We start from the raw sequence: 17154 nt of genomic DNA on the forward strand, positions 1-17154 counted from the left end.
GACGCGATGAACCGAGTGTTGTACCCAGGTACCTTCGACCCGATTACCAAAGGCCATGGCGATCTGGTCGAACGCGCCTCTCGTTTGTTCGACCATGTGATCATCGCAGTCGCGGCCAGCCCCAAGAAAAACCCGCTGTTTCCCCTGGAACAGCGCGTGGAGCTGGCGCGTGAGGTCACCAAGCACCTGCCTAACGTGGAAGTGGTGGGCTTTTCCACGTTGCTCGCGCATTTCGCCAAAGAGCAGAACGCCAATGTATTCCTGCGTGGCCTGCGCGCGGTGTCGGACTTCGAATACGAATTCCAGCTGGCCAACATGAACCGCCAACTGGCGCCGGACGTGGAAAGCCTGTTCCTCACGCCGTCGGAACGTTACTCGTTCATTTCCTCGACGTTGGTCCGTGAAATTGCCGCTTTGGGCGGGGATATCACCAAGTTCGTGCATCCGGCCGTGGCTGATGCGCTGACGCTGCGCTTCAAGAAGTAATGTGGTGAGCGGGCTTGCCCCGCGTTGGGCTGCGTAGCAGCCCTAATAAAGACTCGCGTCGCCTCAGGTGAATAACCGGTCGTCTGGTTTGGGGCCGCTTCGCTGCCCAACGCGGGGCAAGCCCGCTCACCACAGCTCGCACTGCGGGCGCCAATGCGGCACAATTGCGCGCATTAGTTTTCAGATGCCTTGGCTGACAGCCCTGGCAGGAGTTTCCATGTCCCTGATCATCACCGACGATTGCATCAACTGCGACGTCTGCGAACCCGAGTGCCCGAACGCCGCCATCTCCCAGGGCGAAGAGATCTACGTGATCGACCCCAACCTGTGCACCCAGTGCGTCGGTCATTACGACGAGCCGCAGTGCCAGCAGGTGTGTCCGGTGGATTGCATTCCGCTGGATGAAGCCCATCCGGAGACGGAAGAGCAGTTGATGGAGAAGTACCGGAAGATTACCGGTAAGGCCTGAGGTTCTTCAGCGCCTATAAGGGCCTCATCGGGGGCAAGCCCCCGATAGCGATATCAGCCACTACACAGCAATCAGCGCTGGCACCTGGGGCAAAACACGCTCGCCCGCTGCCCCAGCACCACATTGCGCAGCTCAGTCCCGCAGACCTTGCACGCCTCGCCACCGCGGCCGTAGACGAACAATTCCTGCTGGAAATACCCCGGCTGCCCATCGCCACCGATAAAGTCCCGCAACGTGGTGCCGCCACGCTCGATTGCCGCCGCCAGAATGCGCTTGATCTCGATCGCCAGCTTCAAATAACGCCCGCGTGAAATGCCGCCGGCCGCGCGACGCGGATCAATCCCCGCCGCAAACAACGCCTCAGTCGCATAGATGTTGCCTACGCCCACCACCACCGCGTTGTCCATGATGAACGGTTTCACCGCCATCGACTTGCCGCGGGACAGCTGGAACAACCGCTCACCGTCAAACAGCTCGGTCAACGGCTCCGGCCCCAGGCGAATCAGCAGTTCATGGTTGTGCGGGTCCTGGCTCCAGAGCATCGCGCCGAAACGCCGAGGGTCGGTGTAGCGCAGGGCCAGGCCGGATTCCAACTCGATATCCACATGTTCATGCTTGGCCGCCGGCATGCCGACTTCGACCAGGCGCAAGTTGCCCGACATGCCCAGGTGGCTGATCAAGGTGCCCACTTCGGCATTGATCAACAGGTACTTGGCCCGCCGCTCCACCAACACGATGCGCTGGCCGGACAGGCGCACATCCAGATCTTCCGGGATCGGCCAGCGCAGGCGCCGCTCACGCACCACCACGCGGCTGACCCGCTGGCCTTCCAAGTGCGGCGCAATCCCACGCCGGGTGGTTTCGACTTCTGGTAACTCGGGCATGTGTACCTCGTGAAGGGGGGATCAGTGCGCGCCCAGTTCGCGGATCGACAACTTCATGCTTTCGAAGTCGTAGTCCGACAGGCCCACGTAGTCCAGCACCAAGTGGCCGATGGCATTCCACTCATGGTCCACCGACTGGTTGCCCAGCACGCGATAGGACGAGCAGATGTGCTCGGCCATCTTCAGGATCGCCAGCAGGTTTTTCAGCTGCGGATTGCGCGACGTCTCATCGCTGAAGATCGCCAGGGCATTGTGGTGGTTGGCGATGGCGTCGGTCACATGCTCCGGCAGGCGCCAGGACTTGGCGGTGTAGTAGCCGACCACGGCATGGTTGGTGTTGAACGCATTGTTTTCGGTGTCGACCACGCGGCAGTCGGGGCCGGCGTTGGCGTAGGCCTCTTCGAGCACCGTCATGTAGTTGGGGAAACGCTTGAGCATCAGCGGCACGCCGCAGTCGTGGAACAGCCCCAGGGCATAGGCCTCGTCCACCGCCTGGGCGCCGGTGCGCTTGGCCAGGGTGAGGCAGGTCATGGCCACGTCCTGGGCGGTGTCCCAGAAGCGGTTGAGGGTGACGATGGTGTCGTCGCTCATCTCGCCCCTGATCGACAGGGCGTTGATCAGGTTGATGATCGAGCGGCTGCCCAGCAGGTTCACCGCGCGCTGGATCGAGGCGATCTTGTTGCTCAGGCCGTAATAGGACGAGTTGACGATCTTCAGCAGCGCGCCGGACAGGCCCGGGTCCTGCGAGATCAACCGCGCGATCACTTCCAGGTCCGGGTCGGGCATGTACTGCTCCATCTGCAAATCCACCATGATTTGCGGCTGAGGCGGCACGCTGATGCCTTGGAGGGCCTGCTGGATCTGTTCGGCGGAAAGCTCTTGGGACATAAGTACACACTCTGGGCTAGGTGGGGATTCTAACCCTTATCAACCCTCGGCTGACACCTCCCCGCACATCCGGCAGCCCGGCCATTTCCTACATAACAAGGTATACTCCCGCTCTTTTTTCCGGAGCGACGTCATGTCCCTGCCAAGCCTGCGTCTCAAAGCCAACGCCGATCGTCGTTTGCGCAACGGCCACCTGTGGGTCTACAGCAACGAAATCGACGTGGCCGCCACCCCTCTGCACGGCTTCCAGGCGGGCGACCAGGCCATCCTGGAAGCGGCCGGCGGCAAGACCCTCGGCATCGTGGCCATGAGCCCGAACAACCTGATCTGCGCACGCCTGCTGTCGCGCGATATCAAGTTGCCGCTGGACAAGTCGCTGCTGGTGCACCGCCTGAACGTCGCCCTGTCCCTGCGTGATCGCCTGTTCGACAAGCCGTTCTACCGCCTGGTCTACGGCGATTCCGACCTGTTGCCAGGCCTGGTGGTCGACCGTTTCGGCGATATCCTGGTAGTTCAGATCGCCTCGGCGACCATGGAAGCCCATAAAGACGACGTGATCGCCGCCCTGACCCAAGTGCTCAAGCCGAGCGGCATCCTGTTCAAGAACGACTCCGCCGCGCGCGACGCCGAAGGCCTCAACCGCTACGTCGAAACCGTGTTCGGCCTGGTGCCGGAGTGGGTCGCGCTGGAAGAAAACGGCGTGAAATTCGAAGCCCCGGTGATCCAGGGCCAGAAAACCGGTTGGTTCTACGACCACCGCATGAACCGCGCGCGCCTGGCCCCGTATGCCAAAGGCAAACGCGTACTCGACCTGTACAGCTACATCGGCGGCTGGGGCGTGCAAGCCGCGGCCTTCGGCGCCAGTGAAGTGTTCTGCGTCGACGCCTCGGCCTTCGCCCTCGATGGCGTGGAGCGCAACGCCGCGCTGAATGGCGTTGCCGAGAAGATGACCTGCATCGAAGGCGACGTCTTCGAAGCCCTCAAGGAATTGAAAGCCAGCGAAGAACGCTTCGACGTGATCGTCGCCGACCCACCGGCCTTCATCAAACGCAAGAAAGACATGAAAAACGGCGAAGGCGCCTACCGACGCCTGAACGAGCAAGCCATGCGTTTGCTCAGCAAGGACGGCATCCTGGTCAGCGCCTCGTGCTCCATGCACCTGCCGGAAGATGACCTGCAGAACATCCTGCTGACCAGCGCCCGCCACCTGGACCGCAATATCCAGATGCTGGAACGTGGCGGCCAGGGCCCGGATCATCCGGTGCATCCGGCGATTGTCGAGACGCGGTATATCAAGAGCATTACGTGCCGGTTGTTGCCAAACAGCTAAAGCCAAGCACAGATAAAAATGTGGGAGTGGGCTTGCCCCCTCCCACATTTGTTTTGCGGTTGCCGTGAAAACTTTTCCTACCCAGGCAAGCCACGTCCATTCAGGAAGTTTCTCTCAACACTTTTGATTGAATTCCATTTTTCGCAGACTAGTATCGGTTTCTGGTTTTACTCCGGAAAACAAAAACAATGTCTGGGCCCACCCTCTCCCGCTTCATCCTCATCACCTGCATTTCACTGATCAGCTTTTTCCCGATCAATATCCTGCTCCCGTCGTTCCCCGCCCTGTCCGCCCGGTTCGACACGCCCAGCGCAGACATCGCACTGTCCATCAGCCTGTTCACCCTGGTCTTTTCCATTTCCCAACTGCTCGCCGGTCCGCTTTCGGATAAATGGGGGCGCAAGGAAGTCCTGCTCGGCTGTATCACGCTGTCGATCCTCGGGGCGATAGGTTGCGCCATGGCGCCGGATTACCTGACCTTCCTGCTATTCCGCACGGTCCAGGCCATGGGCTGCGGCTTCTTCGTACTGGGCCATGCGCTGGTGGAAGACCTGTTCGACGAACAGGACCGAGCCCGGGTGCGCCTCTATTACATGACCCTGAGCGGTTCGTTTGTCGCGCTGTCGCCGCTGATCGGCTCCTGGCTGCAAACCACCTTCGACTGGCAAGGGAGCTTCTATGGGTTTGCGCTGATGGCATCGGGCATGTTGATCCATGCGCTCTGTATCCTGCCGTCGAAGTCCTCCAGCCCACACCGCGAACCGGTATCCATCATCGGCACACTCAAGGCCGTGGCGCACAATCGGGACTTTCTGCGCTATTGGTGGATCGCCGCCCTGGTATTTGCCTGCTACTTCGCCTTGATCAGCGTGACGCCGCTGATTTTCATGGATGCGCTGAAGCTGTCCGAATACCAATATGCGCTGGTGCTGATGGTGTACGGCCTGGCCTACCTGCTCGGCGGCGTTGCTGCCTCGTACCTGCAAAAACGCATGGCGCTGTCCCGGCAAATCAATATCGGTCTTGGCTTGCTGCTCGTCGCAGGCGCGCTGTTAACGCTGATCGTCAGCATTGAAGCCATGACCACCGTGACCTTGTTGATCCCAATGCTGATCAGCGCCCTGGCCGTCACCCTGGTCAGGCCCGCCGCGATTTCCGCAGCAATGCTGTTGTTCTCCAGCAGCGCGGGCACGGCGGCGTCGGCGGGCAATAGCATCATGTTTCTCACTGCCGCTGTCGTCAGCGCGGCACTGGCCCAGGCCGGCGATCATCTATTGATGAGCATCGCCCTCAGTTTTATCGGATTCAGCCTCTGGGGGCTGGTGACCAATCGGCGGACTACGGCTCACGAACCACCGGCGTGAGCAACATGTCACTGGACTGCAACTGCCGGTAACGAGGCTTGACCAACGAGATCTTGCCCTCACGGATATCGTGGATCAGGGTCTCGGTGTCCACATAGCCGTCGGGCAGTTGCGTCCATACGAGAGGGCCGCGATCGTCCCATTCGCCCTTATCGTCCAGGACAAAAATGCGCGGCGGCTTGAAGTCATGGCGATAACTGGTGCGCGGTATCGCAAGCACTTCGGGCTGCCCATCCTGATCGAAGTCCACCGCCCACAACACACAGCCGGGCTCGCACCCAGAGTCAGTGTTCAGGCTGAGCTCGGCAAACTGCTCGCTGCCCTTGGGCTCAGGGCCGATCCATTCCAGCTCGGGCTTGGGCCGGCGGGCACGCTCTTTTTCATACTGTTCACTGAAACTCAGCGAGGTGTCTTCCATCCGCTCACGCAAGGCACGGCGCGATTCCGGGTCCAGAATGCGCTCCTGATCCAGGTCGACCTGCAACTTGGCATACGCCGCCTCCCCAGCCTTCTCCAGGCCAAAACGCAGGTAGTGCGCGTCAAACGCTTCAGCCTTGGTACGCCCGTCGAGCAAACGCCGGACCTGATCGTCGACGCTCAGGCGCACCGGATCGAGGATCGGCGTGTTGACCAACACCACCAGCCCACAAAACAGCAGCGCCAAGGCCGGGTTGGTAACACGCAGGTTGGCCAGCCAGACCGGCGAACGCAACACCACCGCCCACACGGCCGCCAGGCCATACAAACCACAGAGTAACGCCGCCGCCAATGCAATGAAGCGCTGTGGCGATAAGGCATATTGCTCGACCCGCAACCAGCTCGAATAAAACGCCAGGACGGCGAGAACCGGCAGGCACAGCAGGCTCAATTCGATAAACCGCGTTAACCATTTGGGGTACGGTGGAGGTTGAACGCCCTCCTGAAAAACACCATTGAGCAAGAACAGCTGGGCCCCCGCCAGCACCAGCAGAATCGGCGTGGAATAACCCGTCGCCCAAATCCGCCCGAGCCCGGTGAACGGCAAGGTCAGGGTAAACAGCAGGCTGATCAGGGCGATCAACGGCAACAACAAGCCACAGGCGCTGAACAGCATGCCGCGCATCTGGCCGATGACTTTCTCGCTGCGCGCCGCCAGGTACATGCCCAAGGCGAACACCAACGGCAAGCTGATGCACAGGAATAGCTGGCTCCAGAAGTGGCGTTCAAAAAATTCTATGCCCAGCATCAGGAACAGTCGGCCCCATAGCTTGAGCAGCAACATGAACACCCCCACCAGGATCAGGGCATACAGCACGATGAATACGCTGTTCCAGGCCTGCTGGAACAGGTCTTCATAACGCCAGCGTTGCCCTTTTTCGGCGGGCCAGGCGAACAGAAACGTGGCACAGACATAGCTCAACACCACCACGCTGATAAACCAGGAATTGATCGCCCAGCGGTTATTGCCGACATGGTCGAGGCCGTAGCAGACCCACAGCGTCATGCCACCCATCAACAGGGTGAATGCCAGCGTAGGCAGCAACGACCGCCACTGTCGGGCTTTTTCCCCCAGCAGTTGCAAGGTGGTACCGCCCACCAACACCACGGTGTAGGTGACAAAAAACACGGTTTCGCTCAAGCGATAGAGCTGATCGGAGTAATAGAAGACGATTCCCTGGATCAGACCGATCAGCAGGTAGAACCCAAGAAAACGATGGATACCGGGCATTCCAATTCCTTTGGAGAGGGGTCGGGGCAAAGGGCCGCCAGTCTAAACAAAGCCAGCGGCCCTGAGTATCCCGTTCCCTCCAGCCGCCAGCGGTGTAGAATCGGCCCTATTCATCGCCAGTCATCCCCCGGCGGGTTTATGAGCTCAAGGCCACTGCGTGCGGCGATCCCGCAGCGTTTGAGGCAACCTCCGGACACACGGCTATTTCTGAGTGCTCCAGACGTCAATAGAAGCTCACTCCCCTGTTTAGTACCTGATTAGCCGCCCGGAGTGCTCCATGCCAGATTACCGCTCGAAAACATCCACCCACGGCCGCAACATGGCCGGCGCCCGCGCACTGTGGCGTGCCACGGGGATGAAAGATGACGACTTCAAGAAGCCGATCATCGCCATTGCCAACTCCTTTACCCAGTTCGTACCGGGCCACGTGCACCTCAAGGACCTGGGCCAACTGGTCGCCCGCGAGATCGAACGCGCTGGCGGCGTGGCAAAAGAATTCAACACCATCGCCGTGGACGACGGCATCGCCATGGGCCATGACGGCATGCTGTACTCGCTGCCGAGCCGCGAGATCATCGCCGACTCCGTGGAGTACATGGTCAACGCCCACTGCGCCGACGCCATCGTCTGCATCTCGAACTGCGACAAGATCACCCCCGGCATGCTGATGGCCGCCCTGCGCCTGAACATCCCGGTGATCTTCGTCTCCGGCGGCCCGATGGAAGCCGGCAAGACCAAACTCGCCTCCCATGGCCTGGACCTGGTCGACGCCATGGTCATCGCCGCCGATTCCAGCGCTTCTGACGAGAAGGTCGCGGAATACGAGCGCAGCGCCTGCCCGACCTGCGGGTCGTGCTCCGGCATGTTCACCGCCAACTCGATGAACTGCCTGGTCGAAGCCCTCGGCCTGGCATTACCGGGCAACGGTTCGACCCTGGCCACCCACAGCGACCGTGAGCAGCTGTTCCTGCAGGCCGGCCGCACCATCGTCGAGCTGTGCAAGCGCTACTACGGCGAGAACGATGAGTCGGTGTTGCCGCGCAATATCGCCAACTTCAAGGCGTTCGAAAACGCCATGACCCTGGACATCGCCATGGGCGGCTCCACCAACACCATCCTGCACTTGCTGGCTGCGGCCCAGGAAGCCGAGATCGATTTCGACCTGCGCGACATCGACCGCCTGTCCCGTCATGTGCCGCAACTGTGCAAGGTCGCGCCGAACATCCAGAAGTACCATATGGAAGACGTGCACCGCGCCGGCGGGATCTTCTCGATCTTAGGCTCCCTGGCCCGTGGCGGCCTGCTGCACACCGACCTGCCGACCGTGCACAGCAAATCCCTGGCCGAAGGCATCGCCAAGTGGGACATCACCCTGACTGACGACGAAGCCGTGCACACCTTCTTCAAGGCTGGCCCGGCCGGTATCCCGACCCAGACCGCGTTCAGCCAGTCGACCCGCTGGGACACCCTGGACGCCGACCGTGAAAACGGCTGCATCCGCAGTGTCGAGCACGCCTACTCCAAGGAAGGCGGCCTGGCCGTGCTGTACGGCAACATCGCCCTTGACGGCTGCGTGGTGAAAACCGCCGGCGTGGATGAATCCATCCACGTCTTCGAAGGCCGCGCCAAGATCTACGAAAGCCAGGACAGCTCGGTACGCGGCATCCTCGCCGACGAAGTCAAAGAAGGCGACATCGTGATCATCCGCTACGAAGGCCCGAAAGGCGGTCCGGGTATGCAAGAGATGCTCTACCCGACGTCGTACCTGAAGTCCAAGGGCCTGGGCAAAGCCTGCGCCCTGCTCACCGACGGCCGTTTCTCCGGCGGCACCTCGGGCCTGTCCATCGGCCACGCGTCACCTGAAGCCGCTGCCGGCGGTGCGATTGGCCTGGTGCAGGACGGCGACAAGGTCCTGATCGACATTCCGAACCGCTCGATCAACCTGTTGATCAGCGATGAAGAGCTGGCAGCGCGCCGAGTCGAGCAGGACAAGAAGGGCTGGAAGCCGGTTGAAAAACGTCCACGTAAAGTGACCACCGCACTGAAGGCTTATGCCCTGCTGGCCACCAGCGCCGATAAGGGTGCTGTGCGTAACAAGGCGATGCTCGACGGCCTGTAAGCCTCGCGCATAAAAAAGCCCCGCCTGGTGCGGGGCTTTTTTTGCCTGTCCGTTCAACCGGTTTTTGCCTTTTACCCTGGGCGCGATAAAGTGCGCGCCAGAATTCTCATGGATGGCTCCCGCATGGACGCACGTTTGACCTTTCTATACCCGACCGCAGGGTGTGCTTCGTTACTGACCCTCATCCTGACCGGTTGCAGTACCCCTCCGACCTCTCAAGCACCTCAAGTGCATCCGGCCTTGGCACTGTTTAATGAAGCACTGACGCTACCGGCGATGGACCACTCCATCGTGCGCGAAGGTGATCGGATCACCTACATGGTCGAGTTGAAACAAAGCCCGGCAATTGTTCGGTTCGACGCATCGTGCACCCAAGGTCCAGGAAGAATGTCCTACCCGACTCGGACCAGTTTCAGACCATTTGCCAACTTGGATGGAACGGGCACCGATTTACCTGCCCCGCAAGCTCAGCAATTGCAGCACAGCGCGCAACTGCAGAACGTCTGCAAAGCACGGCCCGCACCCGATTGGCGAGCCTTGACGGCAGCGGTTGATCAGGATTGGTTGCTTCTGGACCGCAATAGCCTGGAACAAAACGGTGGGCTCTTGTACGTATGGGCCGCGCACCGTTATCAGCACTACCAGATCATCAAGAACTCGTTGTTGGTGGCGCAAAACCAAGAGCGACTGGCCCTTGATTGCACAAAGCAAACGATCACACGCCTGAGCCAATTCAATCTCGACGACGCTCGGCAGGTCGCCAACGGCAGTGTCCAGGTCCAGCTCGATCCAACGCCGCTGAAGCAGGCTTCTGCCGACCACCAAGAGGTATTCAAGGCTGCTTGCCAATCACCCGCAGCGCTGGGCCGGCTACCTGAGGCCAAGCCGCGCCAGCCACTGGCGCCGGTCATCAGCACACCGGTTGCCAATCCGGCAGTGTTAGCGGCCATCCGAGCCCTGGAACTGCCGGTGCCTCCAAGCAGCCTGGGCCGATTGGACTACGACTATGAGGCCGTGCTCTTCAACGGCGCGCGCATCGGTGATGAGACAAAACAGACACTCATCAGCACTGATGCCGCGTCCGCTCAGACCCTCGTGCAAACCGAGGACTCCGCACTTGGGTTTTCTCTAGACCTGACGTTCAGAGGCCTGTTTGAGTTGGCAAGCAACAAGATCGACAGCAAAACCGCTGAGAAAAAGACAGAATCACGTGCCTTGGTGGCGTTGAGCTTTCAAGGCGACTGGCGCAACTTGCCCCTCGACAGCCACGTCAGTTACACACGAACCTGGTCAAAATCCGTCAACCCGGACGGCAGCCCTTCGCTCGAAACCAGCGAGCCAAGGACGGTGACCTGCCGCGTTGTCCGTGAGCAACCCGCAAGCAGCTTGAATCCAGCCTTCCACGGTTCGGCCAGAATGCTGGAGTGCATCACAATGAAAATGCCCAAGCAGGACTGGACCTTCAAATCATGGTACCTGGCCGACTATGGGCTGTTCGCTCAGGTGCAGGAGAACACAATGCTTGGCGTGTGGAACTGGGATCTGAAATCGGCGCAATGATATCTATATTTAGGCGGGGCTTTGTGATGCTCTCAAGGCCGCCATCGAGGCAAGCCTCCTCCCACATTTCGAGTTGTGAACACCTTGAAATGCGGGAGCTGGCCAGCCTGGGATGCAGGCGCCTCGGTGTTACTGAATCTCGTCAGGCTTGACGATCACCCAGTTCTTGTCAGCCGTCACCGGCAACCCTTCCTTGGCTTGCGCCGCGGCATGCTTGGCGATCATGCCGTTGAGTTGGGTCATGTATTTGTCCTTGCGGTTGATCCACAGGTGGATGCCGCCCTTGGCCACGTCCACATCGTGGAACAGCATGTAACCGTCGCTGGTCGGCGTATCGCCGCCGACGATCACCGGTTTTTTCCATTCATCGATGTAGGTCAGGATCGCCGCGTGCTTGCCGGCCATCCAGGTCGCCGGGGTCCACAGGTAGGGGGTCAGCTCCAGGCCAAGGTTGGCTTTTTCGTCGTATTTGCCGGCGGCGATCTGTTTACGTGCGGTGGTCAGTTCGCCGGTGTTGCGGTCCTTGAGCAGGGTGGTCACGCCGATGACATTCTCGGGTTTGACGTTGTAGCCGTACTTCGGATCGGCGGCGACCATGCGCACCAGCTCTTCCGACGCGGCGGTCATTACGTACACCTCGATGCCGTTTTCCATCAGCTTGTTGTACAGCTCGGCCTGGCCAGTGAAGACCTTCGGCGGCTGTACCTCGGACTGCTTGACCACGTCGCCTTCGAAATAGCTGACCGGCACCGGTTTGCCGGAGGCCATCAGTTCATCCACCTGGACCTTGAGTTCCTTGAGGGTGAAGCCGGAAAACACCTGCGCAACCCACGGGTAGCAGACCATGTCGTCGACTTCGCAAAGGCGGTAGTAGTAACTGAACAGACTTTCCTTATGGTCGGCGGTGTCTTTGAACGGCATAAGCTTGAGCGACGGGTCGAGGCTGTCGCGGGTGATCAGGCCCTTGTTTTCCATGTAGGGCAGCAGGGACTCTTCGAGGTCGTAGCGGTAGCTGGTGTTGTCCATGTCGAACACCGCGAAGTTACCCTTGTTGGCGTTGGCGGCGATCATCTCGTTCAGTTGTTTGGCGGCGGGTGCCGGCCAGTGTTTCAACTCGGTGGCGGCGAACGCCTGGCTGGCGAGTCCGAGGCAGAATGCGGCGGCTAGTAATTTCGGCGCGAGCTTCATAGGCGTTGTCTCCCTGAGTGAAAGACATGGACGCTAACAAATCCCTGTGACAGTTCCCAACGCGAGCACGACGGTGTGCGTCCTGATTCCGTCACGGGCATACGTTGGAGCGTCAGCAGCTTATTCCAAAAACGACAGTCGCCATTCCATATTGGTATTAAATCAATATATTTCAAGCTGTTAGGATTTCCGGTTCGCAATCGCAGGCTCACGCGATTGGCTGCCTTCTCAACGGAGCTTCAATGAATCTGCCCCTGATTCTCAACTTGCTGGTGTTCGTGGCCCTGTTGCTGGGCCTGGCACAAACCCGTCGCACCCACTGGAGCCTCGCCAAGAAGGTTCTGTTCGCCCTGGTCCTCGGCGTAGCGTTCGGTACGGCCTTGCACGCCATTTACGGCGACGGCAACCCCGTGCTCAAAGCCTCCATTGGCTGGTTCGACCTGGTCGGCAACGGCTACGTGCAACTGTTGCAAATGATCGTGATCCCGCTGGTATTCGCCTCGATCCTCAGTGCCGTGGCGCGCCTGCATAACGCCTCGTCCCTGGGCAAGATCAGCTTCCTGACCATTGGTACGCTGCTGTTCACCACCGCAATTGCAGCGCTGATCGGTATCGGCCTGACCAACCTGTTCGGCCTCACCGCCGAAGGCCTGGTGGCCGGCACCCAGGAAATGGCACGCCTGCAAGTGATCCAGAGCGATTACGCCGGCAAGGTCGCCGACCTGAATATCCCGCAGTTGCTGCTCTCGTTCGTGCCGGCCAACCCGTTCGCCGACCTGGCCCGGGCCAAGCCGACGTCGATCATCAGCGTGGTGATTTTCGCGGCATTCCTCGGGGTTGCCGCACTGCAACTGCTCAAGGATGACGTGGAAAAAGGCCAGAAAGTCATCAACGCCATTGACACCCTGCAAGCCTGGGTGATGCGCCTGGTGCGCCTGGTGATGAAGCTGACCCCGTACGGTGTGCTGGCGCTGATGACCAAGGTTGTCGCCGGTTCCAACCTGCAGGACATCATCAAGCTCGGCAGTTTTGTGGTGGTGTCGTACCTGGCGCTGGGTCTGATGTTCGTGGTGCACGGCCTGCTGCTGTCCCTGGCCGGGATCAACCCGCTGCGCTTCTTCCGCAAGGTCTGGCCAGTGCTGACCTTTGCCTTCACCAGCCGCTCCAGCGCGGCGGCGATCCCGCTGAGCATTGAAGCGCAGACCCGCCGCCTGGGCATCCCGCACTCCATCGCCGGCTTCGCCGCCTCATTTGGCGCGACCATCGGCCAGAACGGCTGCGCCGGCCTCTACCCGGCCATGTTGGCGGTGATGGTGGCGCCGACCGTGGGCATCAACCCGCTGGACCCGCTGTGGATCGCGACTCTGGTAGCGATTGTGACCCTGAGTTCGGCCGGTGTGGCGGGCGTGGGCGGCGGCGCGACCTTTGCCGCGTTGATCGTGCTCCCGGCCATGGGGTTGCCGGTGTCACTGGTGGCGCTGCTGATTTCCGTGGAGCCGCTGATCGACATGGGCCGTACGGCGCTGAACGTGAATGGTTCGATGACGGCGGGGGCAATTACCAGCCAGATCATGGGGCAGACGGATAAAGCGTTGTTGGATGCGGATGAGCATGGGGAGTTGGCGCAGGCCTGACAGACCGCCATCAGGGGCAAGCCCCTCCCACAGTTGATCGAGTTCCAACATGAGAATGCGGTCGAATGTGGGAGGGGGCTTGCCCCCGATGCTTTTAGGCTTTTCGATATTTGTGTAGAACGATGAGCCCAAAGCATAGGGCGATCAAATAGCTGACTTGCTAGTAGCCTAATTCTGTCTCGGATGACGGCTCAAGACCCTCCAGCACCCGCTCGGCCAGCAACTGAGCCACTTCAATCAACTGCGCAATACCCAACGCGCCTTCCCGCCGCGAGCTTTCCAGCTCAAATGCAAAGTTGCAGGTCAGGGCGTGTGCTGACGCCAGTGTCTCGGAGAGGTTGACCAGCAGGTCTTCGGTGGGGATACCGTCTTTCACGCGCAATAGCACGACGGGGACGTAATAGGATGGAGAATCGAGTGGGGGGTTTGGGACGGGTTTGAACATTGTGAAGCTCCTTTGGTAAGTGGAGCTGCTACTGATCGCCGCGACGCGATGGAGGGTGGCAGCTGTACGCAGGTTCGCGGACCGGTTACCAAAGAACCCGGCATACCCGAAGGTATCCCGCGCACAGCCACCATACAGCCGCACAGTAGACGATAAAAGATCACCAACTGAAAGCGGACAATGGCGCTTCTGCGCATTGGTAGACTGGGCCGCGACGCCCGACTGCTGCGTTTGCAGCGGTGTACGGAGACTAGGGAGCCGGCTTCCTAAGGGCAACCCCGATAACTTGTGAGAAATTTCTGTTTCTACGAATACCTAGCCGAACGGTCAGTTGTTTGGTTTTCCAGCGTCCAGCAGCATCTTCTGGCGCCACTGCGGCCCCCCTTAGCACGACTCGACACCACGACGGTATTTGAGCCCCGTTGCGCGTCCAAAAAAGGAACGGACATGAAAGACACTGATACTGAAATTCAGCAATCAACTCGCCCAGTCAAAGCCATCTATGACTACGCGACACTCGGCTCCAAAACGCACATGGGCGGCGAAATCGTTACAGCAAGCACCAGCCTCGAGATTGATAACCTGCGCATCGCGCGTGTAGGCGACCGAGTGCGCTACCCCGATGGTAAAGAGAGTGAAATTGTCTCGGGAGCAGGTTTCGCAGCAACCTACAAAGGCCTGCCAATCGCAATTGTCGGCAGTGCTACAGACAACGGCGACATTGTGACGAGCAGCTTGCAAGAACTGGCTCAGGTGGTGGAGTACGCGGACGACGATGGCATCCCAGGCCTTCTACAGCCCGGATATCGTGTGGAAAGCCAGATGTGAAGCGCTACAACATCACCACTGGCGCGAAGACCACGGCAGGCGGTGAAGTGATCAGCGGTTTGGCGCGCACCAGCTTCAACGGACAAATGATCGCCAGAGAAGGTGACCGCGTCGCTTGTCCGGCATGCGGCACCGAAGGCTTCATAGCGCTCGTCGGCCCTCATCTGCACGAAGAGTGGGGCGGCAAACAAGCGGCGCTTGAGGGGGATCTTTGTATATGTAAATGCGATCCACCCCCTGAGCTGATCGCCTGCCAGCGCTTCAAGTCTCAGGTGTTCGAAACACAACCCCAGCGTGACACCTTCACTTGGACAGGGCCAAACACACCTAACCCGCCTGTTGCCAACTTCTCCGTCCCCGGCGCGGTGAATCGTGCCGCTGACGCGTGCGTGTTCGCCAAATCATGCGTCTCGGTGCCGGCCGGTTCTACGGCTGCGGGAGCCGGCCCGGAAAACGCCAGGAACTTCGGCACCACGGCCGTCATGGCCTCAACCGGTACGACGGGCGCTGTCGGCAGGGTAGCAGGCACACTCGGCAGCGACCTCGGTGCATGGGCTGTACGAGCGTTGGCCGGAGCCAGTTCCGCCCTCAACCTCGTGCTGCTGGCATTCTGGCCTCGGGATATCGGTGATTCAACGCTGTACACCCCGAAGCAGTTGGAGGGGATGCGTTCAGCCAGTACACGGGTGCGTTTCCAGTTTCGCCAGGATGAGTCCGGTGAACTGCGCGTTTACGGCATACATACCAGGCCTGGAAGTGGCGCAGATCGTGTGCCTGTCGCACAAGCCAGATGGAATGCTGACAAAAGCGCGATGGTGGCGGTGCTCGATGGCATCAGCATCACTTGGACGCCAAATCATGGGCCGGTGGTGAGTGTGCCGAGCCCGTATCCCGGCACACCGGAACGCCTGGATAATTTGTTCGTTCATCCGGTTGCAGTGGGGCAAGATTCGGCATTAAGTCACTATCCGGGCCAGGAAGCTGAGGATGTTACCTGGCAGGATACGATCATTTCGTTTCCCGCTGATTCGGGTGTACCGCCGCTGTATTTGGTGTTTGCCAAGCCTGCGGTCAAGCCCTTAGAGGTTGATATTTATGGCGCGTTCAATGGACGACTGCGCAACGGGTTACATGTGGATCACATGCCCTCGCAGGCGTCGATAAGACGTCATCTCGAAAGCTATGCAATAAGCTTCACAGAGAGGCAGCTTAAGGATGCATTAAACAACGCTGCAAGCATTGCGATTCCGTCTTACATCCATCAGAAGTTTAGTGAGACCTACGGCTGGCGAAATACGGAGGAAAAACAGGCGTTAGATGCTGACGATCTTCGTCACGCAGTAGACAGCAATTTCAATGCTATCAAGCCATATCTTCTAGATCACGGCTTCGCCGAGTCTGATCTTGAGACGGCGCGTACCCAAATGCATAAGATCAACGAGAATCAAGGGTGGTACTAGTATGGATGCCGTGAAAATTAATCACTTGGTAAGAGGTTTGGGTCGCACTTACGACGAGTTTCTTGTCGAGGGTTTACTTTGTGCAGGATCGATAAAACCACTATTTTCAAATAGCCAGAACACCCATTTCATCGATAAGCCAGAGCCAGGCATTGAGCTTTGGTTTTGGGCTGAAACCATGCGATTAGAGCGAATCGTTTTTTGCCTGATAGCACTGGCGGATGGAGAGCCAAAGTACGTGGGTGAGCTACCTGCACCATTCGCCCTCTCGATGAATCAAGAGAGTATTCAAAACACACTTGGAAAGCCAAACGAGTCCAAAGGGCCAGTGAAGTTACCGTTGCCGATTGGGGCTACAGGAGGATGGGATTCCTTTCGTCTCAGTTTGGAGTTTCACTCGAACACGAGGGTCGCTGCCCAGTATTTACCAGATAAATCAGTATGTGGTTTAGCGTTCACGTTGGTTGAGATGGGCCGCGATTAACCACGCCTGACTCCACACCAAGCGCGTTTTTTATCGCTCCCCCGCTCCACATGCAGATGATCTTAACCGTGCTCCCACACATCGAAGTTGTACGTGGGCTTACCCCTTGCGCCGTACTCTCGGCATTCGACACCAATATCCACTGGTTCATATCAAACGCCGGAAACCACGGATTACCATGGAGCCGCTGATCGACATGGGCCACACGAAGTTGAACCTGAATGGTTCGATGATGGCTGGGGCGATTCAGCCAGATCATGGGGCAGACGTATAAAACCTTGCTGGATGCTGATGAGTATGCGGAGTT

Annotated in this window: 15 protein-coding genes and 1 pseudogene; 10 read left to right on the top strand and 6 right to left on the bottom strand. The window is 59.4% G+C overall.

The features are described 5' to 3' along the window. Positions 1-6 precede the first annotated feature (6 nt). The gene (coaD, locus tag NIBR502773_RS13555; RefSeq protein ID WP_003176711.1) at positions 7-486 is read left to right on the top strand and encodes a pantetheine-phosphate adenylyltransferase; all 480 of its coding nucleotides are present in this window, start codon (positions 7-9) and stop codon (positions 484-486) included. A gap of 217 nt (positions 487-703) precedes the next feature. Further along, positions 704-955: a YfhL family 4Fe-4S dicluster ferredoxin gene (locus NIBR502773_RS13560; RefSeq protein ID WP_003195146.1), complete on the top strand. Its 252-nt coding sequence runs from the start codon at positions 704-706 to the stop codon at positions 953-955. A gap of 71 nt (positions 956-1026) precedes the next feature. Here the strand turns inward: NIBR502773_RS13560 and mutM are convergent, their stop codons facing one another. Continuing rightward, complete coding sequence (gene mutM, locus NIBR502773_RS13565; protein ID WP_141156236.1) at positions 1027-1839, bottom strand: bifunctional DNA-formamidopyrimidine glycosylase/DNA-(apurinic or apyrimidinic site) lyase; 813 nt, start codon at positions 1837-1839, stop codon at positions 1027-1029. Between the two features lie 21 nt (positions 1840-1860). Continuing rightward, positions 1861-2673: an HDOD domain-containing protein gene (locus NIBR502773_RS13570; RefSeq protein ID WP_177414170.1), complete on the bottom strand. Its 813-nt coding sequence runs from the start codon at positions 2671-2673 to the stop codon at positions 1861-1863. Between the two features lie 187 nt (positions 2674-2860). Here NIBR502773_RS13570 and NIBR502773_RS13575 point away from each other — a divergent pair, with 187 nt between their 5' ends. Next, positions 2861-4057 carry a class I SAM-dependent rRNA methyltransferase gene (locus NIBR502773_RS13575; RefSeq protein WP_015373227.1) on the top strand — a complete coding sequence of 399 codons (1197 nt, stop codon included), beginning with the start codon at positions 2861-2863 and terminating at the stop codon, positions 4055-4057. Between the two features lie 188 nt (positions 4058-4245). Then, entirely contained in the window at positions 4246-5421 is a 1176-nt protein-coding gene (locus NIBR502773_RS13580) for an MFS transporter (RefSeq protein ID WP_115485563.1), read from the top strand. Here NIBR502773_RS13580 and NIBR502773_RS13585 read toward each other — a convergent pair. Next, positions 5396-7129, bottom strand: coding sequence for a DUF4153 domain-containing protein (locus tag NIBR502773_RS13585; RefSeq protein WP_141156237.1), 1734 nt, complete (start codon positions 7127-7129; stop codon positions 5396-5398). The two genes, NIBR502773_RS13580 and NIBR502773_RS13585, sit on opposite strands and share 26 nt — an antisense overlap. 277 nt (positions 7130-7406) lie before the next feature. Between NIBR502773_RS13585 and ilvD the strand changes: the two genes are divergently transcribed. Both ilvD and NIBR502773_RS13595 read left to right on the top strand, forming a co-directional pair. Next, positions 7407-9248 (top strand): dihydroxy-acid dehydratase, encoded by a 1842-nt coding sequence (ilvD, locus tag NIBR502773_RS13590; protein WP_027606118.1) that lies wholly within the window; start codon positions 7407-7409, stop codon positions 9246-9248. Between the two features lie 123 nt (positions 9249-9371). Next, a complete protein-coding gene (locus tag NIBR502773_RS13595) occupies positions 9372-10808 on the top strand; it encodes a hypothetical protein (RefSeq protein WP_141156238.1) in 1437 nt (478 codons plus the stop codon). Between the two features lie 129 nt (positions 10809-10937). On the opposite strand, the gene NIBR502773_RS13600 is transcribed toward NIBR502773_RS13595, so the two are convergent. Beyond that, the gene (locus NIBR502773_RS13600) at positions 10938-11996 is read right to left on the bottom strand and encodes a hypothetical protein (RefSeq protein ID WP_027606122.1); all 1059 of its coding nucleotides are present in this window, start codon (positions 11994-11996) and stop codon (positions 10938-10940) included. Between the two features lie 242 nt (positions 11997-12238). On the opposite strand from NIBR502773_RS13600, the gene NIBR502773_RS13605 reads away from it, so the two are divergent. Beyond that, positions 12239-13630 (top strand): L-cystine transporter, encoded by a 1392-nt coding sequence (locus NIBR502773_RS13605; protein ID WP_141156239.1) that lies wholly within the window; start codon positions 12239-12241, stop codon positions 13628-13630. 160 nt (positions 13631-13790) lie between these two features. Here the strand turns inward: NIBR502773_RS13605 and NIBR502773_RS13610 are convergent, their stop codons facing one another. Then, positions 13791-14075, bottom strand: a complete 285-nt coding sequence (locus tag NIBR502773_RS13610; RefSeq protein WP_141156240.1) for a DUF6124 family protein — start codon at positions 14073-14075, stop codon at positions 13791-13793. Positions 14076-14522: 447 nt separating this feature from the next. Between NIBR502773_RS13610 and NIBR502773_RS13615 the strand changes: the two genes are divergently transcribed. The 3 genes from NIBR502773_RS13615 to NIBR502773_RS13625 are packed head-to-tail and all read left to right on the top strand — an operon-like array spanning position 14523 to position 16847. After that, positions 14523-14903: a PAAR domain-containing protein gene (locus NIBR502773_RS13615; protein ID WP_141156241.1), complete on the top strand. Its 381-nt coding sequence runs from the start codon at positions 14523-14525 to the stop codon at positions 14901-14903. After that, positions 14900-16363 carry an S-type pyocin domain-containing protein gene (locus NIBR502773_RS13620; RefSeq protein WP_141156242.1) on the top strand — a complete coding sequence of 488 codons (1464 nt, stop codon included), beginning with the start codon at positions 14900-14902 and terminating at the stop codon, positions 16361-16363. Before NIBR502773_RS13615 ends, NIBR502773_RS13620 begins: the two co-directional genes overlap by 4 nt. Before the next feature lies 1 nt (position 16364). After that, positions 16365-16847: a DUF6392 family protein gene (locus NIBR502773_RS13625; protein ID WP_141156243.1), complete on the top strand. Its 483-nt coding sequence runs from the start codon at positions 16365-16367 to the stop codon at positions 16845-16847. A 62-nt stretch (positions 16848-16909) separates the two neighbouring features. On the opposite strand, the pseudogene NIBR502773_RS30935 reads toward NIBR502773_RS13625, so the two are convergent. Next, positions 16910-17025 (bottom strand): annotated as a pseudogene (locus NIBR502773_RS30935) (dihydrofolate reductase); the annotation flags it as partial. Between the last annotated feature and the right edge of the window lie 129 nt (positions 17026-17154).

This window comes from Pseudomonas sp. NIBRBAC000502773 (genome assembly GCF_006517195.1).
GTDB lineage: Bacteria > Pseudomonadota > Gammaproteobacteria > Pseudomonadales > Pseudomonadaceae > Aquipseudomonas > Aquipseudomonas marginalis.